A 25831-nucleotide genomic window follows, 5' to 3' on the forward strand; every position below is an offset into this window, starting at 1 on the left:
TCGATGACTGGGCGGATCGATAAGGAGTTAGCTCATCATCTAACTGACGTTTCTCGCTCGCAATTACACAAGTGGATTGAAGACGGAAACGTCACGGTTAACGGTGCTTCAGTTAAACCGAAGTATAAATTAGTTGTTGGCGATGAAGTGGTGGTTCAGCCTGAAAATCCACAAAAGATTGATCTGGAGCCTGAGAACATCCCTTTAGATATTGTTTATGAGGATGAGGATGTGATTGTTGTGAATAAGCCTCAGGGGATGGTCGTTCACCCCGCCCCTGGTCATCCCAACCATACCTTAGTTAATGCTTTACTCTATCATTCACCATTATCAACAATTAATGGTGAGTTTCGGCCCGGAATTGTTCATCGGATTGATAAGGATACATCGGGACTTTTGATGGTTGCCAAAAACGATCGCGCTCACCGCTCACTGGCGGCGCAATTGAAGGCAAAAACAAACCAGCGGGAATATATCGCCCTTGTTCATGGGGTGATTAAGGAAGATCGGGGAACGATTGATGCTCCTTTAGGGCGTTCAAAAAAAGATCGTAAAAAACAGGCAGTCGTTGAAGGTGGACGCCATGCTGTGACCAATTTTAAGGTTTTGGAACGGTTTACTCACTACACGCTTGTTAGTTGCCAATTAGAAACTGGTCGAACCCACCAGATACGGGTTCACATGAAATACATTGGTCACCCTTTGGCAGGAGATCCATTATATGGTCCGCGAAAGACCCTTCCAGGTAATGGTCAGTACCTTCATGCACGTCTGCTGGGCTTCAAGCATCCCCGGACTGGAGAACAAATGAGTTTTACGTCAGATCTCCCAGACTATTTTCAAAAAATGATTGATCACCTAGAAAAAAACGATCGACCATCATAGTACAAGGTAAAAGCATAGTAATTTACTTTAAATTACTATGCTTTTTTAATTAATATTGCTTTGAAACGCTTCTGATCATTTATATAATAGTTAGGGAAATAGATGCGGTGAAAAGGAGTGAACGCTGTGGCAGCACGCTACCTAATTTTTGAAGATGGGACCACCTTTGCTGGAGATGGCTTTGGTTCACCAGCAGTGACCTTTGGTGAAGTGGTTTTTAATACAAGCATGACGGGTTATCAGGAGATTATTACTAATCAGGTTTATGATAATCAAATTGTAACTTTTACTCAGCCAATTATTGGGGGATACGGGATCCAACGAAATATTTATGAATCAATTGTCCCTACAATTAAAGGAGTAATTGTTCGTTCACTCTCGAACGTTGCGACAGATAATATTCGACGATTAACTCTTGATCAATACTTGAAACAAATGAATATTCCGGGAATCACAAATATTGATACCAGAGCGATTACCCACAAACTTCGTGATGCTGGTAAACCGCTTAAGGGGAGTATTGTTCCGGTGCCGGATGATCACGCGTTTGATCAACTTCACGCGACTGTTTTAACCAACCAGCAGGTAGCGCAGGTTTCTACTCCTAAACCATACCCCAATCCTGGTGTGGGGATGAGTGTTGTGGTGGTTGACTTTGGGTTGAAAAACGGGATTTTACGGGAACTAAGTCGGCGAAAATGTAACGTAACTGTATTACCGTATAACGCATCAGCTGATGAAATTTTACGCCTTGATCCTGATGGGGTAGTTCTTTCTAGTGGACCGGGAGATCCCCATTATGTAAAGTCATCAGTCCTTGAAATGATCCGCAAAGTCCAAGAACAGGTTCCATTGTTTGGAATCGGTCTAGGTCATGAGCTGTTTGCCTTAGCCAACGGGGCACAGGTGATTCCTTTGGGCGTAGAGCATCATGGGATGAACCACCCCATTAAAGAAATCATTACCAATCATATTGTGTATGCTAATCAGTCAGAGGGGTATACGGTTGATTGGAGCACGGTTGATCGTTCAAAGTTATTCGTTACCTATACTGATATGATTGATAGCAGTGTTCAGGGCTTACGTCATCGTCAGCATCCAGCATTTTCCGTTCAGTTTTTCCCAGACGGCGCCCCTGGTCCAGATGAGACTGACGGTTTATTTGATGAATTTATCGATACGATGAAGCGGAAGGAGGAACGGCGGTAGTGAAAAAACAACAGTCAATTTTAATTATTGGTGCTGGTCCGAATAACATCCAACATGGGGATGAAGTTGATTCAGCAACTTATCAGGTTGCGACTTACCTTCATCGTGCAGGAGTTACTACCATTTTAGCCGATAACAATCCCTTTTCTTATAGTTTAAATGATTCTTCCGTAATTGATTATTCTTCAATTGGTCCGTTGACGGTTGAACACTTAATCACCTTAATTGATAAGTATCATCCCCAAGCAATCTTGCCGACATTGGGTAACCGTCAGGCTTTTCTCCTTACTCAGGAATTGATGGAGAAGGGGATCCTCCGGGAAAAGGAAATTCGACTTCTGGGGATTCCAGAAGCAACTGTTCGTCAAATCAACAATCCGATCTTGCTTGAACGAACGTTGCGCCAAATGGATGCCCCAATGAAAAAGATCGCGACCGTGAATAATTACCCGGATGCTCTGGAAGAAGCTAATAAGCTTGGATATCCCGTAATTATCCGTTCTGTCCTCCCTAAGATCACCAGTACTCGACAGATTGTCCACGACCAGAACGAACTTGCAGCTGCTGTTAGTAAGTGCTTAAGTCAGTCACGAGCTGGGCAAGTTTATGTTCAACAAAGTTTGGCTGGCTATAAAGAAATTGAAGTGGTAGTTCAGCGAGATAAGTCGGGAACAATGATGATGCTGGGAATGATCGAAGACATGGACCCGATTGGAATCCATGCGGGCGATTCAATTGCCTTTAATCCTGCTCAGACGCTTCTCGATCGACAAATTCAAGATATGCGTGATGTAGCGTTTGCCATTACCCGGAAGCTTCGGATTGTTGGAGTTAACCACATTCAATTTGCCTTGGATCCCGTTAGTGATCAGTTCTATGTCATCAAAAGTAGCCCGTATTTTGACCGAATGGTTTCCTTTGTGGCCCAGTCGACAGGCTACCCGATAGCAATGGTTAGTGCGCAGCTTTATTTAGGTAATACCCTGCGAAATATTGACCTTGGTCCTGGCTTCACTAAACATGCCGCGCTAGTTGAGCCCGTAATGGATCATATCGCTGCTCGGGTACCAGTTTGGGGATTTAATCCTGAACAATCACAAAAGCAATTATTAGGAACAGAAAAGAAATCCGTAGGGACAGTCTTTGGGATTGGGAGAAGCCCAGCAGAAGCCCTCTTTAAGGCGATTGAATCCCGTTATCATGAACCAACAGATTTCCATCTTAAAACACAGGAAAAGCTTTCAGAAGATGAGTTAATCGATCGGTTAGTTCATCCTCATGTTGGTCGGCTTTTTTCTCTTTTGGAAGCGATGCGTCGGGGATATACTGCTTATGAATTAGTCGAAATGACCAAGATTGATCCTTTTTATTTTGATCAACTCTCGAAGATGAAAGAATTAATTGGTGAATTAGTAGAACACCCGGGAAAAGAACCAGTACTGGTTAAGGCTAAGCATAACGGTCTTAGTAACCAATTAATTGCCAAACTTTGGAAAACTACGCCTAAGCAGGTTTATCAGATGATGCAGGATCATAATCTTACCGTAAAGTATAAGGAAGTTGAGCCATCTGCCGGCGAGTTTGATCAACATACGCAAACTTTCTATTCAGCATATGAGGATGAAAATGAAGCCTTAACTTTACCCCAGCCAAGTGCTTTATTTATAGGGACTGGTGGTTTACGGCTTGGTTTGAGTAATGCGGGAGATTTTTTTGTCGCGTCCATGATGATGCAACTTCACCGGCAAAATTATCACACGATTATCATGAATTGTAACCCGAGTTCAGTCACCCTTAATACTTTAATTGCTGATAAACGGTATATCGAGCCTGCTTCAGCAGAGAACGTTCTTTCAGTCGTGGAGATTGACCAACCACAGCTAATCTTCATCCCTGCTAGTTATACAAACCTGTTAGAAACACTGAAGAAGTATGATTTACAAAGTAAGGTCATTACTTTACCGGATGATCGGCTGGGGAACCTTAAACCTAAGTCAAATCAATTATTAGCCCTTGATTATCTTTGGGACGGTAATACTGCTAAGTTCCTTGCTTCAACAGCCGCTTTGCAATCTGCCATTAATTTAGATTACGCGATGGTTAATTTGCGGTTGCCAGCTAAGATTTCCCATACTGAATTAATCCAATTGCAAAATAAAGCACAGAAAGTCATTGAGCAACAGACTAATCCTGGCTTTTACCAGGTAGTCTTTGAACAGCAGGGGATGGAATATAAAGCTCTTACTATTCAGTCAGTTAGTCTTCCCGAGGTTGCTTTCCTCTCAAAGTCACTCGGAATTAACTTACCAGCATTGTTGGGCCAAGTTGTTAGTGATGAAAACTTTAATCTTGCTAACGTGGAAATCCCGCAGCCTGGAGGAACTGTAGTTTATCGCGCATCTTTCCCGTTTAAATCTTTTCATATAAAGGACGAGAAAACTCCGGGTCCAGAGAAGGTGATTGGTGCAGAAATTCAATTTATGGACTAGAAAGGCATAAGTGACTTTTGGGGTAGATAAAGAGCCTTTTACGGTATCTAATTCTATTGCTATCGAATGTTGGGATAACCTTGGGAAGGAACCTGTTGGAGTTTCTTGTTCACTAAGATCTTAATCGCGACTTAGAGGGGATGTGCCAGAAGTCCCTTGTATAATTAAAAATGTGACATTACAGTATCAAAAGGTGCTAGTGTTCGGTAAAGCTGACGCTAGCACCTTTTTTTCGTTTTAAAGGCTATCTCTTCGCGTTGAAAAACGAGTTCTCGCTCTGCTAGTAAATTCAAAATGATTAGTGACCGTCCATGAAGGTGGGAGAGGTTGGCAATTAAATAATCCCAATTTCCTCCTATTCGGTTGCTAGAAGTTGGTAAGCTGGTCTTTCATTTTGCTTTGAATAATTAATGATAGGAGTTAAATAATGGACGCTTAACTGGTATTTATTAATTGATAAACATAGTATGGGATAACGTTTTTTTGAGGAATGCAGTTGAAGCAAACGTTATATATTTTACAATCATTATCCGCTGGTATAACAGTGAAATTGAGGAGAAACTTAATTTATCGGTTACAAATTTAAAAATAAAGAGTATAATACTAGTTTGTAAACTGATAAACAAGTGATGGTTACTTAATTAGGGAGGAACTTAAATGTTGTCTAAAAATAATTTACATGAATTAACACGCAAACAAGAACCTAAAAAACAACGGTTTGCTATTAAAAAATTAACCGTTGGTGTGGCTTCGGTGTTAGTTGGTTTTACTTTCATGGGATTGAATGCTTCAGTAAATGCAGATACTGTACCATCTGCTAACAATGGTGAAGTAACTCCTCAAGCGGAACCAAACACAGATAAGTCAACTGCCGACTCAACAAAGCAGAATGAAACTACACTTAATAGTGCACCAGTATATACTACTCAAGGTCAAGTGCCTGATTTAGATATTCACTCATTATTTACACCAGATCAATTAGAACAGGATCAAATTGATGCTGACGGTGAAGGTACTAGTTTAACTTGGACACAAAAACCAGATGTTTCAAAGATTGGTAATACTTCTGGTATTGCAAATTTAAGTTATCCAAATTATGATGCTGATCCTACAACTAATGACCAAGGTGACGAAGTATATCCATTAAAGAATGTTAGTGTTAATGTACCGGTTTTAGTTAGAAAAGCAGAACAAGAAGTTAAAGATAATCAAGTAAAAAATAGTCTGGATATTATTAATAGTACTGACAATTCTTTAGTAGCGCACTATGAATGGGTAGGAACTAAGGCAAAGAATGACGATGAAGAACAACCTATTCTAAATAGTGATTCTGTTTCTGAAGATATTACTCATATGCTTCAATCTCTCGGTTTTGAAATGGATGAAGGTTCATACTTCCCAGGGGACATCACCAATTTTGGTACAAAGAACAAAGTAGCAACCATGTTTGTTCATCCTATTTCTGCTGACGATCAGACATCGACTGACCCCAAGCCTGTAATTGCTGATGATCCATATTTTGACCATAACGGTAATAGTAGTATTGATAATGTTAATAAAATTCCAAATCCAGCAAATTACATTGGGAATTTAGGTGTTTTACCACAAGGTACAAAGATCGAATGGGATGTTGCGCCAGAGTATGATTACACTAAAGATGGAGATAATTATGCAAATCCTGAACCAACTAATGATCCAAGTATTAAGGTAACTATTCCAGGCCAAGCTCCAATTATTTTAAGTACCACTCCAAATGGTATGCCATTAAAAGAAATAGCAACCTTACCTGACTATGGTGATGGTACTTTGTTACTGAATCCAGATAATAATTTGGACCTTGGGGATAGCGTAAAGGCGCCAACTTACTATGTAACTAACTTAGATTCGTTTATAACAAAGTATCTTGAAGATAGTGGTGAAGAAGCAACTCCTGATAATATCGCAAACTTTAAAAAATCATTTAAGTGTGAGTGGACCGTTAACCCTAATACTCAGCAGGCTGGATATACATTTGGTGTATTTAAATACAACGATAATGTAGGTAATTTAGTTTTATTTAAGGTAAATCCAAAACTTGTAAACAATTCAAAGACGATTACAAGAACGATTAGTTTTACTGGTTTGCCAAAAAATCCTGCAGCAGTTCAACAAAAAGTAACTTACACTCAAAATGGTGAACAAACTTACGTTGATGAACCGATTGCTTGGAAGTCAGATAAGAATAGTTGGGATGAATTTGTAGTTCCAACAGTAGCTGGTTACACTGCAAGTGTAAATAAAATTGCTGCTAAGAATGTAAATCTAAATGATGGAAATGAAACTGTAGTAGTTACTTATACTGCAAATAGTCATGACCAAGTAATTAACTATGTTGATAAAGAAGGTAATAAGGTCGGCAATAGTTACACTGTCACTGGTAAGACTGGTGAAACTGTGGATACTAACATTGAAGAGAATATGCCAGAAGGTTGGGTAATTAGTGGTGAATATCCAACTAAAGTAACCTTTGACGCAGATGATCCAGCTGCAATTAATGTTCTTGTGGCTAAGAAAGAAACAGGCACAACAACGCCAGAAGTCACCCCAAGTCAACCAGCTCAACAACCTGGTAAATCGGGTGAAAATATCAATGTTCCAGCGGACAATAAGCAAGTTTCTGGTCACATTGGAAACGACCAATCACTTACTTCTAAAATCTCTCATCATGTTAACAATACAAACAACGAGCAAGCTCATCAATTACCACAAACGGGTAATGTTGCAAACGAAAAGGCAGCTACTCTCGGATTCCTTTTCGCTGGACTTGCAAGTATGTTTGGCTTAGCAGGAAGTCAAAAGAAGCAACATTGATATTAGTAAAGACCCTCAGTATTCGTTAATTCAAATGCTGAGGGCCTTTTTGTAGGGTATTCATCAAAATTGGATTAGTTATCTTCAAAAAGATTTCAGATAAGGCTTAGCTTTGGATTGTCAATGTTAGATACTAAGTCGTGCTTTATTAAATATTTAAGTTGCTCTGGTAATACTAACCCTGAGCGGACGAATGGTAGGCGTGGTACAAACAGACAACTTAGTAAGTAATTCATTAAGTGTGACAGTAATCAACTATCAATCAGGGGGTGGACTAACTTTGAAACCTTTTTACATTTTTCTCAGTAATTAAAGAGGTGTAAGCCCGGTTACGATTAGCTAAACAAACCTCATTATAAAACTCTTATTTCATTGTTCAGTTCTATCGTGTTTGAGATAAAATAAGGGACTGTGTTTATAAAATTAAACATATTTATGTGAATCAGTGCTATAATACTCTTGGTATATTTTGATGATTATTTGATTAATCATCAATAAAACTATTTTCTAAAAAATATCTTTAAATTAAGGTGTGAAAAGTATAAAAATGAAAGAACATAAGAAACTCTATAAATCTGGCAAATTGTGGATGACTGCTACGGTTATAGCATTGGCTGGTATGACTACTACCACTGCACTAGCTGATAACAAAACATCTAATTCAGACCAACAGAATGTTGCTCAACAGAAAGCTATAACTCAAGTTCCAAACACTCCCTCAAATGAAGCAGTGAAAAATGCTCCCGCACTTAAAGGGTCTGGCGCTGAAAGTAACGGTGAACAAATCGGTCAAATTCATAGCACAATCAGTATCACTGCTACTAACAAGTATACTGGTCAAACTTCATCTTCAAGCGCTGGTCTCGTCCAAGTCAATGAACCTGTTGCCGAAGATTTAAACATGGTACTTAGTTTAACTAACAATACTGACCAAGAACAAAAAAATTAATACAAACTACCCCAATAATGTCTATAGTTTACCAGCTTATAGTGGTACAGGGGTTCAAATAGTTGTGGATCCATCTAGGGTAAAAGTAGATTCTGGCGAAGTTGCTTTTGGTGGTAACTATACTAATAGTAATGTTTTTATTAGTTCTTGGAGCAATGGTTCAAGCGGTTTTAACAATAGTCAAGAAACTAAAGACGCCATTGCTAAGAATCCCGAATTAATTGGTGGCTTCTCAGTTAGTGGAACTCTTAAAGCTAATGAAACTGTTAATATTATTATCCCACTTAAAGTAACTAACACTGAAAAAACAGTTGTTGGTGGTTTTGAAAGACAATTCGGTCAACACATTTCAATGCAGGTAAGCCCTGAAGACTTCCGTGACGCTAATGAATACACTAATACTGATTTAACTGTTGATGGTTTAACTGATAGTAATATTTCTAATTTAGCAGATAATAATGGTGAATTAACCGTTTCTGGTCAAATTACTAATAATGGTTTTATTCCTCATGATGAAAGTTTAGTCTTTAACTTATCTAGTGTTGATAGTACTGATAATCACAAAGTTCAAACCGTTTTAGACCATGATAAAGCTATTCAGTTAGATTGGGATAATGCCAACGATAATAATATTACTTATTACGTTGATGGGACATTCAAGACTTCCAGTCAAATGACCGATTCTGATTGGAATCATGTAACTAAAGTCAAGGTTAATGCCTCACTTCAATCTGGACAAACTGGAAAAGTGACTATTCCTGTTAAATTAAGTAATCTTGATCAAATTGAAACTGACTTGCAAAACTTAAATGATATTGGACCAGCTAATAATCGTCAGAATGCTATTACTTTATCTGCTCAATCTGATAATAACAATCTTAACGGTAAAGTAATTAGTTATTATTCTGAATTACCTGCTTATGGGGCAATGAAGGCCATTGAAGACGAAATTAATGGTAAAGTTTCGATTATTCCATCGTACCTATTCATTGATAAAGATGGTAAGTATAATTACGTACGAATCAATGATATTAAAATTCCGCAATTAGGTAAGGATTACTTCTCATATTTAAATGTTGGTCATAATGATCCAAGTAATACTTTATTTACTGATGGTTACTATACTATTAAATTAGATAAAATATTTGATACTTTTAAAGATCATGGTTTTTCCGTTAATATCAGTAATATTAACAATCAAGAAGCCACTTGGCCAACATATTATTACGACGCTCTTAGTGGTAATAAGAATGATTATGACCAACTTTACGTACAACTCCAACAAATTTTTGATACTAAAGATTTAACTTTAATGGCTGGAGATAGCTGGAATTCTAATGATAGCCTTAATTCTGCAAACGTAAACTTATACAACTTGTACTCATCTGCTTACTATGGTGTTATCCCAGTAGGTCGAAAAAATCTTAAGGCTACTGGTGACTATACTTATGACCTATATGACGCAAGCGGCAAGCAAATTGACAAGGATGTTCCTGTAGGGCAAAATGTACCAACTCTACCAGTAGGTACTTATAAAGTTGTTTACCATTATCAAATTAATAAGGATGAAGAAGTTTCAAAGACCGCTACTATCGTGGTAAATGGTAAAGCTACTGGAACACCATTGGTTACACCAGTTAATCCTCAAGCAGCAGTAACAACAATCAATTACATTGATTATGAAACAGGTACAACACTATTTCACGATGAAGTTTACGGCACTTTGAACAGCAAAGTAGATTACGTAAGTAAAGTACCTAATTTTGAAAAGCAAGGATATGTCTTAGTTTCTAGTGACATACCAAGTAAGAATGACGGTAAAGTGCATAATGTAGTGTTAATTAAACCCATTGAAGGAACCTATGTTGATCCTGAACAGCCTACTAAATCTTCAATAGTTTCAGGAGATAATTTAGATACTGCTCGTCAACAAACTGACGAGGTAACGCCACTTATCCATAATGACAATATTGGAGTTACGGCCAATACATCAACTAAATCAGCCGTACTTCCCCAAACTGGGAATAAGCAAGCGCATACTGGCATCATTGGTTTAGCATTAGCTTCAGTAGCGATGACGTTTGGTTTAGGGAAGAAGAAGGAAGATTAACCTAATTATTTTTCTTCAAAAAGTACTGACAGAAAAAATTGAATAGCTTTCAGTCAAGCAGTTCATACCGTTTAAAAGGTATGAGCTGCTTGTTTATTTTGCTAACTAATAATAGGCGGTCGACTCACACTTTGAAAACTGGGCTTTTCTTAAACGAAGCTGGGCGCCAGCTTTTATTTTTTAAACTAAAAAAGCACTGATTTAAATTCATCAGTGCTTAAGATTGTAGAGCCCTTTACAAAATTTAGTTGCACTAAATGGGCACTAATATAATTTTTATTAAGAAAAAGTGCCTCTAATCCCCGAGCTTATGCGGTGTCACATACAGGGTCTTTTGCCCCGTAAACGTAACAAAACCAGGTTTAACACCATTTGGTTTATGCAGTCGCTTTGCGGGAAGGTAGTCTACGGGAACATTATCCGAATCTCGTCCCTTCGAGAAATAGGCAGCTAACTGGGCTGCTTCAAGGAGGGTTTGATCATCTGGATTGCTATCACGAATAATAACGTGAGAACCAGGTATATCCTTAACGTGCAGCCAGATATCATTTTTGTTCGCGATCTTGAAACTCAAGCGGTCGTTTTGCAGATTGTTTTTCCCGACAAGGACCGTGGTTCCGTTGCTAGTATGAAATTCTTCGGGTTTACTTACCCGAACTTTCCGCTGCTTCTTACTTTTTTGTCGTTTGAGTTTTAGGTAGCCTTGCTGCTGAAGCTCTAGGCGAATCTCTTGGATATCCGCTGGTGAGGCGAGATCGATTTGACTTTCGATGTTGGTAAGATAGTTAATTTCATCATTAGTTAGCTTTAATTGCTCTTTGACATAACTAACTGAAGTCTTTAACTTGTCGTACTTTGTAAAGTATTTCTGGGCATTTCTTGAAGGGGATAGTTCCGGATCAAGATTAATCTTTAATGGCTTATTATCATCATAGAAGTTTGGCAAGGTAATTTCCGTCATCCCATGGGATAGTTTTCCTAAATAAGTGGTTAAAATTTCACCACGAATACGGTAATAATCAGCCTTAGCCGCATCTGCTAGTTGTTGATTTAACTTCTTAACCTTGCGCCGATCCTTTTTTAGTTCAGTATGAAGAACACGGAGAACTTGTCCTGCTAATTCTCGTGAGCGATCCCGTTCAGCTTTTTGAGCATAAAAGGCATCTAGCATTACAGAAAGGGTGTGATAATGGGTAATTTGCTCTTCCTTAATATTGCTTGGTGCGAAAGCCGCAAATTGTTGCTTCCCGTTATTATCTTCATAAATTACGGGATCCGGATTCTCAAAATACTTAAGGAAGGTATGATAAGTAGTAGGCAAGTCTGAGCTAGCTTGTAATTCTCGTGCCAGTTCTTGGGCAGACTGTTTCCCTAAACCTTGATAACTGTGTTGTAACCGCTTAGCTAAATCATCTTCACTTAAATTCTCCCGCATTAAGTCTGTATAAATTTGGTTAGGGAGGTATGGATTAACCTTATCCTGCTTTGGAGGCATGATAAAAGTAGCACCCGGAAGGAGGAGGCGCACCCGATTTTGGTCAGAACCAACATGTTTTATCGTATCGATAATCTTACCCGTTTTTTCATTAACGAGTGAAATATTACTGTGACGAGCCATTATTTCCGTGATCAGAACAAGCCGCTGCCGATCACCAAGTTCATCGCGGGTATTAAAGTTCATTTTAATAATCCGGTCATTATCAACTTGCTCAATTGATTCGAGAATTGCTCCCTCTAAGTATTTACGCATTGTCATTGCAAAATTACTGGGAACGGCAGGGTTTTGGTAGTCAATCTTGGTAATTTGCATTCTCGGATATGTTGGGTTAGTAGAAAGAAGCAGGGAATAATTATGACGGTGTGCCCGAATGGTCATAATTAGTTCTGCGGGGTAGGGTTGATTAACTTTTGCAACCCGTCCAGTTGCAAGAGTTGCATTAAGTTCATGGACGATTGCGTGGGTAAAGAAACCATCAAATGCCATTATCTATTTCCTCCTCATTTTAAGTTTTGCATAGCGGTTACTATTATACCGTTTGTTTCGTAAAATAGACAATTCAAATAATCAGGATTGTTGGTTTCTGTACATTGATGTGGTATTCTATATCTATTACGATGTTGTTAAAATACCTTTACTATGCAATTATTTTTAATTATCGAATAGCAACATCCTAATGGAGGTAGTATTAATGAAAATAGCTGTTGTGACTGACAGTACCTGCTATCTTACTCAAGAAGAGATCGCAGCTAATAATATTCATGTGGTACCAATTCCGTTTACCCTTAACGGTAAAACTTACCGCGAGGGTGTTGATATCACTACTGAGGAGTTCTATAAGCAGTTAAAGACTGCCAGTACCTTCCCCAGCACATCTCAACCTTCAATTGGTGAAATGATGGAACTTTATCAAAAGCTTGCAGATGAAGGCTATGATGTGGTAATTAGTATTCATCTAGCAAAGACAATTTCAGGATTTCTCAACAATATTACTCAACTTTCTGAACAAATGAAGGATACAATCAAGATCGTGCCATTTGATTCAGAAATTACAGTTAAGTTAATGGGATACCTTGCAATAGAAGCTGCTAAGTTAGCAAAGCAAGGCATGGATATTGATGAAATTGTCAAAAAATTAACGGAATTGCGAAACACATTTCACGATGTTTTTGTCGTTGATGATTTACAAAACCTTGTGCGTGGTGGGCGACTTTCGAATGCTTCAGCCTTTGTTGGTTCAATTTTAAGGATTAAGCCACTCCTTTCATTTGACAACCCTAATCATGATATTGAAGCCTTTGAGAAGGTTCGGTCAATGAAGAAGGCCAAGGCACGTTGTGAACAACTCTTTAATGAGTCGATTGAAAAGTTGGATTATCCGGTACGGGCGATTGTTGTTCACGCTAACGATGAAGAAGCAGGGAAGAAATGGATGGAAAAACTCCAAGAGGAACATCCTGATATTAAGTTTGAATTATCATACTTTGGTCCTGTGATTGGTGTTCACTTAGGAGAAGGAGCATTGGCACTTGCCTGGTTACAAGATACAGAAAAGAAGCCGTTAGTATGATGAAAAAGATTCGTTTATTTCATATTGTTACATGGTTTGTGGTCTTATTGGTGATTTGCTTGTTATCACCACTTGACTTACATGGTGTGTTGCCAAGCGGAACGATTATTGCACCGCTTACTGCTTTATTAGCGGTCACTGTCATTCCAGTATTTGGGATGCTGAATTCAGCACTACTGGTAATCGTTTCGCAGTTGATCTTACTCGTTTTTAGTCAAAGTGATTGGCTCACCGTTGTAGTTACCGCTTTGACAACCCTTTTTAGCGGGTGGCTAGTTAGGTGGCAACAAGCAAGATCACAGGAACTACGTCACCAGCAAATGATCACGATTGGTGTCGGCAGTGGGTTAATTATTCTCGTCTTACTGGAAATCGCTTATTTAATTGTAGGTTGGCGATTGACAGGAAGCAGTAATGGAATGTTTGAAATTGCTCGCTTGGCATTACCAACGTCGTTATTAACGGGACTTTGTTATGCCTTATTGGTTCCACCAATTAGTATTTTGATGCTATATATTAATAAAAAATGGTTATCAAAAGTAGGTAACCAGGATGATCGTCATAGTTCTTCAAGCGATTCAGTGATTATCAATATGAATAAGCATCAGCAAAAAGATCATGATGATCAAAAATAAAATTATGTAAACTAAAGAGGTCGGAAAAACATTTTGTTTTTTCCGGCCTTAATTGTTGCTAATAATTGATGAATTTATAGTCATTTGGGGAACTCAATTAGACTCTCGAGGAGGTTAAATCTCGGATCACTAGTGCGTTAATGATACAATGCCTAGGATTTTGCATCCCATTCCCGATGGAACTCATTAAGAAAATCAAGCATTACTTGTTGGCGGTGTTCTGCAATCTTCTTGGCGGTTGGGGTAAAGAGTTTATCTTTCAAGCCAAGAAGCTTTTCGTCAAAGTGAGTGATGATCGTTTCATCATCAAGATTTCGGTATTCTTGTTTATTCATTTTCTTCCGAGGCTTAATTTTAGGATCGTAAATAACTTCACCATGGGCGCCTCCATAATAGATCGCCCGAGTGATTCCAATTGCACCGATTGCGTCTAACCAGTCGGCGTCCCGGACGATCTGGGCAGTTGAACTAAGGGATATCTGTTGCTTTTCTAGGGTATGAGCAAAGGAAATATTCTTGATTGTTTCCATTACAATGCGAATTTGATCATCAGTCATCCCAATTTGACGGAGAAAAGACTGGACTTCAGCTTGGGCTTCTTCCACGCTATTAACAATTTTTTCATCAACCGTGTCATGAAGGTATGCAGCTACTTCGGGTAAAAACGGATCATGGCCTTCACCGTTCGCAATTCGAGCAGCGTTTTTGACTACCCGGTTGATGTGATTCATCCCGTGACCCGTCCGATCCCCGGCAAGTTTTTCAATTGTAAACTGCTTAATAGCCATTAACTGTTGTTCTTGATTCATCGAATAGGAGCTCCTTTCGAATTTTTGGGTTTGCTTCTGAGGTATTAATGCTTCAAAAAAAGACGTAATTATAAAATTAGTTGATCATCCGCAAGAAAACTCTCTTGAAATTTTGTGAGCGGGTGAAAATAAATCTTACCAAATTCATCAATAAGGCCATGGAAGTCCTGAGCTTCTTCACTAGTAAAATTCTTCGACAATTTCACTTGTTTGGCGAGACTTTGGTAGTTGGTAAGTCCGGATACTCCTAGCTGGGTAAAGAGTACCCGTGCATATTTATCACTGATGAATGTTGGTACATCAAAAATATAAGTAAGAAGAACGTCAGCTGTTTCATCACCAACTCCATGAAGTCTAAGTAATTCGTTACGCAAACTTACTCCAAAAGTTTGGTAAATTCGTGAATAGTCATAATTATATTTAGATAACCAACTAAAAATAGCTTTGATTGCCCGACTCTTATTCTTATAAAAGCCAGCTGGTTGAACAATTGCTTGAAGTTCTTCAGTAGATAGCTGAAGGATTTGATCGGGATTAAAATTAGTTTGTTGGCGAAAGTTGGCAACTGCTTTGTCAGCATTTTTCCAATTAGTATTTTGAATCATGATAGCGCCAACAATAATTTTTGCTTTTGATTCGGCAGGCCACCAACCAGAACTCCCCATATTTTGTAACATTTTATCGTATAACTCTCGAATTGTAAGTTTCATCGGCTCCCTCCTTATCTAACAATATTTAATCTAACACGAAACTGGATTATGCGGTAAGATAAGATTATGATAAACTCTAAGCTTGCACTTATCATTAGCAATATGGTAAATTTATATGGTTGTTAATTAGTTAAAAGTAAATGATCAATTAACGGAAGGGAAGGTAATACGAATGCAATTACGTAAAGCTACTATGGAAGATTTGGATACAGTGATGGATATTCTTCGTGATGGTCGGAACCAACTAGCAGAACGAGGGATCGATCAATGGCAGGGTGATTACCCGAACGAAGAACACATTAAAGAAGATATTCAACATGGCTGGGCATACCTTGTTCAATCAGACGATGACCAAACTGTTGGTACATTAGCAATTATTGATGCCCCAGACCATTCTTATGATGCTTTAGATGGTGAGTGGTTATTAGATACCGATAAGTATTTAGTTATTCACCGGGTTGCCATCCATTCTAAGCACGCTGGTAATGGTTATGCTTCACAACTTTTTGAAAGTGTAATTGATTACATTAAGAATAACCGGAAGGACATTCAGTCGCTTCGAATTGATACTCACGAAAATAATGAGATTATGCAACACTTGATTACCAAGAATGGCTTCACTAAGGTTGGTGAGCTTCATGGGGTGTACCGTCCTGAAGAAGAATCATACGTATACGAAATGATTACTCAACTAACAGACGAAGATAAATAATCAAAAATACTAAAAACGACTTAGTAAAAAGTAATCTAAGATTAAATTAAAATAAACCTCCATAGTTAGACAAAAAATTTCAACTATGGAGGTTTATTTTAATTTTAACTCATGTTCGATTGTCTCATTTTACTAAACCATTGTGATATAATTGTTAAGTTTGAATTGAACTTAATGATAGGCAACTTTTAGAAACGTTTAGTACTAAGAAGCAATTTAATGAGTTATATACCAGAAAAATATGGTATCGTTAATGGAAAATTGGTAACTACCCTAAATGACAACTGGAGGGAAGAATAAATGAGAATACTCAACTCAACTCAACTCAACTCAACTCAACTCAACTCAACTCAACTCAACTCAACTCAACTCAACTCAACTCAACTCAACTCAACTCAACTCAACTCAACTCAACTCAACTCAACTCACGCTAATTATGTAAATAGTCAGCATTTATTTGTCAAGCTTTTTTTACAAAAGTGGACTATTTTTTTGTCATCACGAAAGGTGGTGGCTTAAATGGTTAAAAGTGTTGAAGAGAAAGTAGAAGAACATTACAAAAGACTGTTTGACACCTATGAAATAAGACACTACGGGAAAACTGAACAAATTAACGAAGAAATCAGTAATGGTTTAAAATTAGCTACTTCCAAATCTGGTGGAAAAGGTAATAACTACCCTGATATTCAATTGCTTTTAGATAATGGTTATTCAAGAAGAATACCGGTAATGGTTGAAGCTAAAGGCGGGAAGAGAAAACTAGAACATTTAAAAGACGGAAAAATAGTACAAGAAACTGAATGGACATCAGATTCTAAGCCAAATGCTAAGAACCCTCATAAAAAGGGCGATAAAAACTATTCCGCTATCACTACTTATGCTGTTAATGGAGCACTTCATTATGGTTTAGCTATCTTACAAAATACTAGTTTTAAAGAAGTAATAATAATTGGAGTAAATGGTACATCTGTTGATGAAAATGGAAATGTTACTGATCCCGAAGTTAAGGCTTACTATGTATCTAAAAGTAATCGCTATATGCCTAAACACATTAAAGAGCTTGATAATTCACTGGTTCTATTAAAGCAAGCTAACTTGTCACAGTTATACGATATTTTAGATAAATTGACTCTTTCTGAAGATGAGCTTAATAAACTTAGAGCTTCAACTGAAGCCGAATTAGAAACTAAAATCAAGGCTATCCACCAAAAGCTTTACGAAGATAAGTCTTTTAGAAATATTCTTGGAACTAACCAAAAACTATATGTCTTTACTGGTCTAATTATGGCTGGTTTAACTACTAAGGGGATGCCTAAACTATCCATTGATGAATTAACGTCAAATGATAATGAAACTATCAATGATGGGACAAAAGTTCTAGATCACATAAACGCTTTTCTACATGCACGCAATGCTAGTCAATCTAAAATTGACCTTATTGCATCCCTTTTAGGTGATGGTGTATTCAAGAATAAGAATATGTGGCAACCCACCAATGGAGAAAGTCTTATTAAGAGTCTTTACCGACAAATTAGTGAAGATATCATCCCGCTGCTTGAAAGTGACTTACATTTAGACTTTACGGGAAAAATATTAAATTCTCTAAGTGATTGGGTAAAAATTGATAATGATAAGGCAAATGACGTTGTCTTAACACCTAGCTATCTCACTCACTTCATGGCACATTTAGCTCGTACTAATAAAGATTCCTTTGTTTGGGACTTAGCTATGGGTAGTGGTGGTTTTCTAGTTGCTGCTATGGATACCATGATTAAAGATGCCAAAAAGAGTATTCAAGATAAACAAGAACTTGAAAATAAAATCAAAAACATTAAAGAGAATCAATTACTAGGTGTGGAAATTCTACCTAATATTTATATTCTTGCCGTATTAAATATGATCCTTATGGGGGATGGATCTACTAATTTATTACATGATGATTCACTTAAACTCTATAAAGATATTAAATTCCCTGCTAATGTTTTCTTATTAAACCCACCTTATTCAGCAGACGGAAAAGGTTTTATTTTCGTGCAAAAAGCGTTATCACAAATGCCTAAAGGATATGCTGCAATCTTAATTCAAGAAAACGCTGGTAGTGGTACAGGTCTGCCATTTACTAAAGAAATTCTAAAAAATAATACTTTACTTGCTTCAATTCACTTACCTAGTGACGTATTTTCAGGTAAAGCTAGTGTACAAGCCGCAATCTATCTATTTAAGGTAGCTCGGCCTCATGAAGTAGATGATCTGGTAACCTTTGTAGATATGTCTGAAGATGGTTATAGTCGACAAAACCGTAGAAAATCTAGTCAAGAAGTTAACTTAAGAGATACTGACCATGCTAAAGAACGCTATGCAGAAATTGAAGCTAGATTATTAGGTAAAAAGCCTAAAACTAACTACTACACCGAAGATAATGGCAAAATTATCAAAGATACTATTACGCTAGAGGGTAACGATTGGACTTTTGGTCAGCATCAGGTGATTGACACCACCCCTACAGAAGAAGACTTTAAAGCGGTAGTTGCTGACTATCTTGCTTGGAAAGTAAGTAGTGTATTGAGGGGAGAAGAATAATGACTAAATTCTCTAGTTTTAAGTTGGATTCTATTTTTGAAAAAATTCCTACTAAAAAAATAAAAGGAAAGGCAAAACAGTTCCCTGATTCCCCTACGGATGACTATACTGTTCCTTTGTTAACTGCAGGTATTCAAAATCAAGGACTTTCAAGATATGCTAAACCAGAACAATGTCCTACTATTCTCAAAAATGTTATAAGTATTTCAGCAAACGGTGCAAATACAGGAATACCTTTTTTCCAGGATAAAGAATTTTCAGTTCTTCAAGATGCTTATGCAATTAGATTAAAAAATGGAGAGCTTACAAGAGAACGGGGACTCTATATAGTCGCTTGCCTTAAAAAGGTTCTATATGGAAACTTTGATTGGTCAAATAAAGCAGGCTGGAACAATATTAAAAATATGGAAATTGAACTACCTGTCAAAGATAATACTAATCAGTTTGATTTTGAGTATATGGAGGAACGAATCAAGGAACTTGAAGAGGAACGAATCAAGGAACTTGAGGCTTACCTCAAAGTCACTGGTTTAAAAGACTTTAAATTAACTCAAGAAGAGCAAAAAATAATCGGGGGGGTAAATAGGTCTCCTATATACCGTAATTTCAAGATTGGAGAATTATTTAGTCCACCTGATAAAGGGGATGTTGATTTACAACAATCTGATATTGATAACTTAGGCGAATATTTTATTAATAGCGGTGAAACTAATATGGGGATAAAAGGTAAAACAAGTAGACCTGCCAAAGTATTCAATGCAAATACGATTACAATTGATTTCTTTGGCAATGCCTATTATCGTGATTACAAATATAAATTAGCTACTCATAATCATGTTTTCTCTTTTAATGATTCAATTATTAAAAATAAAGAAGTGGGGCTTTACTTAGTAACTGCATTAAAGTTTTTAAAGTCAAAATACTCATACTCTAATATGTTAACTTGGAAAAAATTAAAAGATGATATTATTTCTCTTCCTGTTGATTCCAACGGTAATTTAGATTACTCTTTCATGGAAAACTATATTAAAGCCATGCAAAAATTAACGATCAAAGACGTTATTACCTACAAAGATAAAGTTATTGGTCAAACTAAAGAAATAATTAAATAAAAGGGTCTTAGCAACCACAGGTGAATTAATTTATTAATGTTAATTAAGTGAAATTAGGAATGCTAGTTTAATTCAACACTAATTAGATAGTGGGATGATTATGTATCGGTCTAATTTAGAATAAGAACCAGTAGTTCCTAATGTTAGTCAATTATACATTCAGAAGATATTAAGATTGTTTAACGAATGAAGTACCTTACAATTTAATGGGTACAGTACCGTTTGGGGGAGTAGCTTTTGAAAATGATGCAGGGAGAATTTCGTTTCGCATTACAGCGATCAATTCCGGTATTATTTAGTTATGTAACATTCGGACTATGTATAACCTTGGTTTTTCTTTTTGGTATCCAACACTAATGACGTTAACAATTTATGGTGGCTCAGTTGAATTCGTGATTGCTAACATGTCCTAGTTCAGCACTTTAATCCGTTGAATGTCCTCCTAATTACTTTAGTGGTGGGCTTCCGTCAATCATTTTATGCTTTACCAATGTTGAAGCAATATCGTCACGCCGGTTGGCGAAAATGGCTACTAATCCTTGGCCTGACGGACGAAACCTTTGTACTTAACCATTACACCGAGATTCCAGTGGGAATGAGTCAGGTTAAAGTTAATACTTGGCTCACTCTTCTTGATTGGGGTTATTGGGTTCTTGGAGCTTTCCTTAGGGGATTCCTTGGAAGCCTCCTTCAAATCCAGGTTAATTGTTCAACTTTGGAAACGTAATATGAGCCTGTTTTTACTATTCTTCTAATTAATTCTATAAAAAACGGTCAACATCCTTCAATAATGAAGTTGCTGACCGTTTATTTTATCTTATGGTATAGTTTCCTACTTAAAACAAGTGATAGTAAGAGGAGGACTAAACAAAAGGCAAATCCGGATTGAATGCCTAAGTGAGAGGTTGAACTGTGAACAAGGTGGTTAACAATCCCAACAACTGAAACGATGAGGGCAGTTCCAAACGCGGCCGCAATCTGACGGAGGGTATTGAAACAAGCTACTGCGTCGGGAACAATTTGGTTTGGTAAAAGAGAAAGCGCCTGGGTTTGCAAAGGAATTAGCATTGTAACTAGCCCAAACTGCCGAACGGTCTGAAAGACGGTAATGATTATTACCGAACTCCGGGCCCCAATCATTGCTTGACCTGTTGTCCCAATAATATCAATCAAAAGTCCAGCACCGACAAGCCACTGAATTGGGTAGCGATCATAGCATCGTCCACTGGTAGTTGACAATAGTCCAGTAAGGATTGCCCCCGGGAGAATAGCAATTGCTGAAATCACTGTACTTTCACCAAGAACAATTTGTACTAGAAGAGGAATTAGGATTGCGTTCCCATACATCGTAGCCGTAATTAACATGTTAATTACCGTTGCTAAGAGAAATTGACGATGTTCAAAAACGCCAAGGTTAATTAGTGGGTGACTACTCTTTCGCTGGTTAAGGTAGAAAAGAATAATAAACACCAAACCAACAATTGTCATTCCCCCAACATTAAATGATAGTAGGGGGAAACTCGAAACATTAGAAAGCCCCATTAGTAGCGCCCACAACCCAATTGTAATTAGGGTAAAACCGAAACTATTAAACTGGGGGAATTCGTTATGAGGAATATATGGGAGCATCCATAGCGATAAGAGTAAGGTAATAACCGCAAATGGAATGATTAAGATAAACAGGTATCGCCATGAAAGATAATCGAGCATAAAGCCAGATGCCGCGGGCCCTAGAATGGGTGCGCAGTTAAATGCTAAGCCAATAATCCCCATTATTCTTCCCTTTTTACCGGGAAGGGCGTAACGAATTGCTAACACGTTAACTAATGGCATCATCATTCCAGCCCCAACCGCTTGAATCATTCGGGACATTACCAGAAGGTTAAAGGAATTTGCTAATCCACCAATAATTGTTCCGCAAAGAAAGATTCCCGTAAAAAAGATAAATAACCATTTAAACGAAAATCTTTTAATGAGGTAAGAACTAACGGGGATCATCAGTGCATTTACTAGCATATAGCCGTTCGTAACCCACTGAACATGGGCTTCACTAATATGAAAAACCGCCATGAAAGTTGGTAAGGCAATATTCATTAAGGTTGAGCAAAGGATCCCAAAAAAAGTTCCAAAAACCATTATAATTAGGGCACGCCTAATTCGCTGGTCAGTCAAGAACATCGACTCCTTTTTGTAAAATTTATGATAACTAAAGCAGTAGTTTAGCAGATCTTAATCCGTGCCACAATAATTATTCAAATTAATTCTGAAATTGTTTGACGCCTTTGATTGACAGGTGTAGATTTTAAAATGAGGTGAGTTCATGGAAGAGAAAACAGAAATTACACCAGCAGAATGGCAGGTTATGCGAATTATTTGGACACTGGGGGAATCAACCAGTACCCAAGTAATTTCATTGCTCCAACAAAAAGTTGATTGGAAACCAGCGACTATTAAGACCTTACTCCGACGATTAGTTGAGAAAGGGTCCTTAAAAACAACTCGTCAAGGACGGGGCTTCATCTATACGCCCTTGATTAAGGAACAAATTACCATGAACGAGGCTGCTGACCAACTCTTTAGCAGTATTTGTGAAATGCATGTTGGTGCAACCTTAAAGCATGTGATAGAAGGTGTTAACCTGAGTCAAAATGATATTGACCAGCTTCAAACGTTGTTGGCTAAGAAAAAGGAAACAGCTCCTGAAGTAGTTGCATGCAATTGTGTTCCCGGAATGAAAATAAATTGTAAAAGGAGTTAATTACCGATGGTTGAAGAAACAGTAGTGTCTCCGGGTAAACGTCTTCGTCGGATCATGAGGATTATGCGCGAGTACCATTTCCTCAGTAATTTTTATCACCAAAAGAATCCCGAGGAGGTATGCCAAGCACTGGAAGAACTTGGGCCAACCTTTATTAAGATGGGCCAAATCCTTTCCACCCGGTCAGATCTAGTTAGTCCTGAATATATTAAGGCTTTTCGTAAGTTACAGGATAATGTCCCAGCTGATGATTTTGCGAGTGTAAAAACAACATTTGAAACAGAAACCGGAAAGAAAATTAGTGAGGTATTTAAAAGCTTTGATAAAAAGGCATTCGCTTCAGCTTCCATTGGGCAGGTTCACCATGCAGAGTTAAAAGATGGCACGCCCGTAGTAGTTAAGATCCAGCATCCTGACGTTACAAAATTAGTAGATACTGACCTTGCGCTATTAAAGCGGGCGGTTGAATTATTAAAATACGTTCCAACCGGGATTACGGTGGTCGATCCGGTTAAGATTTTTAATGCTTTAAGTAGCTCCTTAAAGAGTGAAATTGATACAATTCAGGAAGCAAAAAACGGGATTGAGTTTTACCGCCTTAATAATGGACAATCAATCATTCGGGTTCCTAAAGTATATTTTGAATATTGTGCACCTAAAATTTTAGTTAACGAGTTCATGCAAGGAAAAAGTATCAAGTACTTAGCTAATGAACCCTTAGATAAAGAAGATCCTGAGCATGCCCAAGCCCAGCAAGGAACTCGTCATGAGCTCGCTCAGGCTTTAGTAAAGAACTTTCTTAAGCAAGTCTTTGTGGATCATTTCTTTCAAGCGGATCCCCACCCAGGAAATATTTTAATCCATAAGTTAACGGAAACTGAATCTCAAGACGACCAGTTTGCGGTAAATAAAAAGTTTGAAAAACAAGTCGGTAACACTAACTTTAGTTATCAAAAAGAGGTTGCTCTTCCTCCATACCGGGTTATTTGGATTGATTTTGGAATGATGGGACGGATTTCTCCATCAACCGCGGATGGGATCGCTAAAATTGTTTTGGCGATCAATTCACAAGATATTCATGAAATAGGTCAATCAATTATTCCAATGTGTGAACAGGTTGGACCTCTCGACGAACAAAAATTTTATCGTGAACTCGGTCGTTTCCTACGGCCATACCTAAATATTGGGTTGGCAGACATTAACTTCACCAAAATGCTCTACCAAATTGTTCAACTATGCAAAAATAATAATTTACGAATTAATTCTCAAGTAACAATGTTGGTTCGGGCTTTCGGTATCTTGGAAACAATCATCGCTAAATTAGATCCATCTATTTCAATGCTTGAAGTTGCTCGTCCATTCGGTCAACGATACTTAAAGCAACACTTTAATTTTCGAAACCAGTTAGATAATAGTTTGTGGAGTAGTTATCGTGCCATAAAAGCAATCACGCAGATGCCTGGAAAGTTAAATACTTTCTTCGATGCCATTAGTGGCGGGGATGCACAAATAAACTTTCATTATTCTGAGCAGGAACAACTAATGAAATGGGTTAGTCGAATTGTTAACCGGGTTATTATTGCAATTATTTTGGCGGCAATTATTGTTGGTTCTTCTTTATTGGTGGAAGGGAGCGCTGATCACCCCCATATCTATCGTCTCGGTGTTTTAGGTTACTCATTAGCAATTTTCATCATAGTAGTGATGACGATTAGTGAATTACTTCAACGGTACCGAAAATATCGCCAACGGAAAAAGGAGTACGGTAAGAAATGATTATCTTTGCACTTGCATTGCTCATACTTCTTTTATGGTGGCCGCTACCTAAAAAGAATGAATGGGCTCTGTGCTGGACCGGAATATTATTACTGTTGATTGGTGGTCAGATTTGTTATCCAGAGAATGTAACGGCAATTAGTTTGGGAACAGCTAGTCTCTTGACATGGTTAGAGCTAATTAGTCTGGTTTTAATTCGTCGCTTTTCTAAAGAAAGTCGATTGATTATAGACAATTGCAAAGCGTTCGCCTTAATTATCCTTAATCTTATTTTTTGGTTACCCTTGTTATTTAAATCTGGTGAACAGTTTTCCTGGCTTGGTCACCAGGTGATTCTTATTGCACAAATAGTTAATGGCATTACTACACTGGGGTTATTAATTTTCTGGGCCACTACAATTATTCTTCAAGCCTTTTCAAAGCCAATTAGTGCTGATTATTTAATCGTCCTTGGAGCTGGTTTATGTCACGGAAAAGTTCCCCCAGTTTTAGCTGCTCGATTACAGCAAGCGATTTCCTGTTGGCGGTTAAATAATAAATCAATCATTGTCGTTTCTGGGGGGCTCTTACGTGGGGCCAAATTATCGGAAGCACAAGCAATGGCAGATTACTTGATAAGTCATGGCATTCCCCAGAATAAAATATTATTAGAGGAGCAAGCCCAAAATACGTGGGCTAACCTGCAAAATTGTCAAAAGTTACTTCAAAAGTGGATTAAGCCGAACCAAAAGGTAGTAGTGGTTACTAGTTCTTTTCACGTATTACGGACCAAAAGCTATTTACAGAAACTTGGCTTAAACTGGGCACTAAGTCCTAGTAGGACCCCATGGAAATTACAATCCTTAACTGTAATTCGGGACTACTTAGGGATCTTACGGGATCACTACCGCGTTTGGCTTGGCTTATTAATTATCGCGATCATTGTTGGTGAAGTCTGGCTAAGGTAAGAAGGAGGGAAGCAAGCCAGAACTAACTTGCTAATTCATTCTTTAATGCAAAAAAACTAGTCACTGAGATCTCCCAGAAGTACAAAGAGGGCTCTAGTGTTCGGATTTACCGAATTGAAGTGCCATAGAAAAGTTAGACATTTTATTAAATCTTAATTAATGGATTGATTCCGATATTCGACCGGAGTCAATCCTTTCTTATTCAATGAAATTCGCTCGTAATTAAACCAAG

The 25831-nt window shown here is 37.8% G+C and carries 20 protein-coding genes; 15 read left to right on the plus strand and 5 right to left on the minus strand.

From position 1 onward, the window contains the following. Nucleotides 1–3 precede the first annotated feature (3 nt). The 6 genes from H5R64_RS06015 to H5R64_RS08665 all read left to right on the plus strand — a co-directional run bounded on the left by H5R64_RS06015 (nt 4) and on the right by H5R64_RS08665 (nt 10492). Nucleotides 4–885: an RluA family pseudouridine synthase gene (locus H5R64_RS06015; RefSeq protein WP_220476760.1), complete on the plus strand. Its 882-nt coding sequence runs from the start codon at nt 4–6 to the stop codon at nt 883–885. Between the two features lie 126 nt (nt 886–1011). Further along, a complete protein-coding gene (locus H5R64_RS06020) occupies nt 1012–2094 on the plus strand; it encodes a carbamoyl phosphate synthase small subunit (RefSeq protein ID WP_182581174.1) in 1083 nt (360 codons plus the stop codon). Further along, nucleotides 2094–4583 (plus strand): ATP-binding protein, encoded by a 2490-nt coding sequence (locus H5R64_RS06025; protein ID WP_182581175.1) that lies wholly within the window; start codon nt 2094–2096, stop codon nt 4581–4583. The genes H5R64_RS06020 and H5R64_RS06025 overlap by 1 nt, the downstream gene beginning before the upstream one ends. A 657-nt stretch (nt 4584–5240) precedes the next feature. Further along, the gene (locus H5R64_RS06030; RefSeq protein ID WP_182581176.1) at nt 5241–7433 is read left to right on the plus strand and encodes a mucin-binding protein; all 2193 of its coding nucleotides are present in this window, start codon (nt 5241–5243) and stop codon (nt 7431–7433) included. 547 nt (nt 7434–7980) lie between these two features. After that, on the plus strand, nt 7981–8382 hold the full coding sequence (locus tag H5R64_RS08620; protein ID WP_231797925.1) for a KxYKxGKxW signal peptide domain-containing protein: 402 nt from the start codon (nt 7981–7983) through the stop codon (nt 8380–8382). A gap of 64 nt (nt 8383–8446) precedes the next feature. Further along, complete coding sequence (locus H5R64_RS08665; RefSeq protein WP_182583043.1) at nt 8447–10492, plus strand: mucin-binding protein; 2046 nt, start codon at nt 8447–8449, stop codon at nt 10490–10492. 295 nt (nt 10493–10787) lie between these two features. Here the strand turns inward: H5R64_RS08665 and H5R64_RS06045 are convergent, their stop codons facing one another. After that, the gene (locus tag H5R64_RS06045; protein WP_182581178.1) at nt 10788–12476 is read right to left on the minus strand and encodes an NFACT RNA binding domain-containing protein; all 1689 of its coding nucleotides are present in this window, start codon (nt 12474–12476) and stop codon (nt 10788–10790) included. A 205-nt stretch (nt 12477–12681) separates the two neighbouring features. Between H5R64_RS06045 and H5R64_RS06050 the strand changes: the two genes are divergently transcribed. Together H5R64_RS06050 and H5R64_RS06055 are read left to right on the plus strand one after the other, a co-directional pair. Next, nucleotides 12682–13560 (plus strand): DegV family protein, encoded by an 879-nt coding sequence (locus H5R64_RS06050; RefSeq protein WP_182581179.1) that lies wholly within the window; start codon nt 12682–12684, stop codon nt 13558–13560. Continuing rightward, complete coding sequence (locus H5R64_RS06055) at nt 13557–14195, plus strand: hypothetical protein (protein WP_182581180.1); 639 nt, start codon at nt 13557–13559, stop codon at nt 14193–14195. The genes H5R64_RS06050 and H5R64_RS06055 overlap by 4 nt, the downstream gene beginning before the upstream one ends. A 152-nt stretch (nt 14196–14347) precedes the next feature. Here H5R64_RS06055 and H5R64_RS06060 read toward each other — a convergent pair whose 3' ends face one another. Both H5R64_RS06060 and H5R64_RS06065 read right to left on the minus strand, forming a co-directional pair. Further along, a complete protein-coding gene (locus tag H5R64_RS06060) occupies nt 14348–15004 on the minus strand; it encodes an HD domain-containing protein (protein ID WP_182581181.1) in 657 nt (218 codons plus the stop codon). 68 nt (nt 15005–15072) lie between these two features. After that, on the minus strand, nt 15073–15714 hold the full coding sequence (locus tag H5R64_RS06065; RefSeq protein WP_182581182.1) for an endonuclease III domain-containing protein: 642 nt from the start codon (nt 15712–15714) through the stop codon (nt 15073–15075). 172 nt (nt 15715–15886) lie between these two features. On the opposite strand from H5R64_RS06065, the gene H5R64_RS06070 reads away from it, so the two are divergent. From H5R64_RS06070 to H5R64_RS08630, 4 genes are all read left to right on the plus strand, one after another. Beyond that, nucleotides 15887–16426, plus strand: a complete 540-nt coding sequence (locus tag H5R64_RS06070; RefSeq protein WP_182581183.1) for a GNAT family N-acetyltransferase — start codon at nt 15887–15889, stop codon at nt 16424–16426. Between the two features lie 519 nt (nt 16427–16945). Then, nucleotides 16946–19006, plus strand: coding sequence for an HsdM family class I SAM-dependent methyltransferase (locus H5R64_RS06075; protein ID WP_182583045.1), 2061 nt, complete (start codon nt 16946–16948; stop codon nt 19004–19006). Then, nucleotides 19006–20118 carry a restriction endonuclease subunit S gene (locus H5R64_RS06080; protein ID WP_182581185.1) on the plus strand — a complete coding sequence of 371 codons (1113 nt, stop codon included), beginning with the start codon at nt 19006–19008 and terminating at the stop codon, nt 20116–20118. The genes H5R64_RS06075 and H5R64_RS06080 overlap by 1 nt, the downstream gene beginning before the upstream one ends. Before the next feature lie 430 nt (nt 20119–20548). Then, a complete protein-coding gene (locus H5R64_RS08630; RefSeq protein ID WP_231797924.1) occupies nt 20549–20845 on the plus strand; it encodes an AzlC family ABC transporter permease in 297 nt (98 codons plus the stop codon). A gap of 80 nt (nt 20846–20925) precedes the next feature. On the opposite strand, the gene H5R64_RS06090 is transcribed toward H5R64_RS08630, so the two are convergent. After that, entirely contained in the window at nt 20926–22290 is a 1365-nt protein-coding gene (locus H5R64_RS06090; RefSeq protein WP_182581186.1) for a DHA2 family efflux MFS transporter permease subunit, read from the minus strand. A 148-nt stretch (nt 22291–22438) separates the two neighbouring features. Here H5R64_RS06090 and H5R64_RS06095 point away from each other — a divergent pair, with 148 nt between their 5' ends. From H5R64_RS06095 to H5R64_RS06105, 3 genes are read left to right on the plus strand one after another with little or no spacing between them, the layout of a single operon-like run. Further along, nucleotides 22439–22876: a CopY/TcrY family copper transport repressor gene (locus H5R64_RS06095; RefSeq protein WP_182581187.1), complete on the plus strand. Its 438-nt coding sequence runs from the start codon at nt 22439–22441 to the stop codon at nt 22874–22876. Between the two features lie 6 nt (nt 22877–22882). Then, nucleotides 22883–24652, plus strand: coding sequence for an ABC1 kinase family protein (locus H5R64_RS06100; RefSeq protein ID WP_182583047.1), 1770 nt, complete (start codon nt 22883–22885; stop codon nt 24650–24652). Further along, nucleotides 24649–25599: a YdcF family protein gene (locus tag H5R64_RS06105; RefSeq protein WP_182581189.1), complete on the plus strand. Its 951-nt coding sequence runs from the start codon at nt 24649–24651 to the stop codon at nt 25597–25599. Before H5R64_RS06100 ends, H5R64_RS06105 begins: the two co-directional genes overlap by 4 nt. Nucleotides 25600–25751: 152 nt before the next feature. Here the strand turns inward: H5R64_RS06105 and H5R64_RS08715 are convergent. Then, nucleotides 25752–25831, minus strand: an 80-nt coding sequence (locus H5R64_RS08715; RefSeq protein ID WP_182582472.1) for an IS3 family transposase, incomplete at its 5' end; no start/stop codon positions are given.

Source organism: Limosilactobacillus fastidiosus (assembly GCF_014145505.1).
Taxonomy (GTDB): Bacteria; Bacillota; Bacilli; order Lactobacillales; family Lactobacillaceae; genus Limosilactobacillus; species Limosilactobacillus fastidiosus.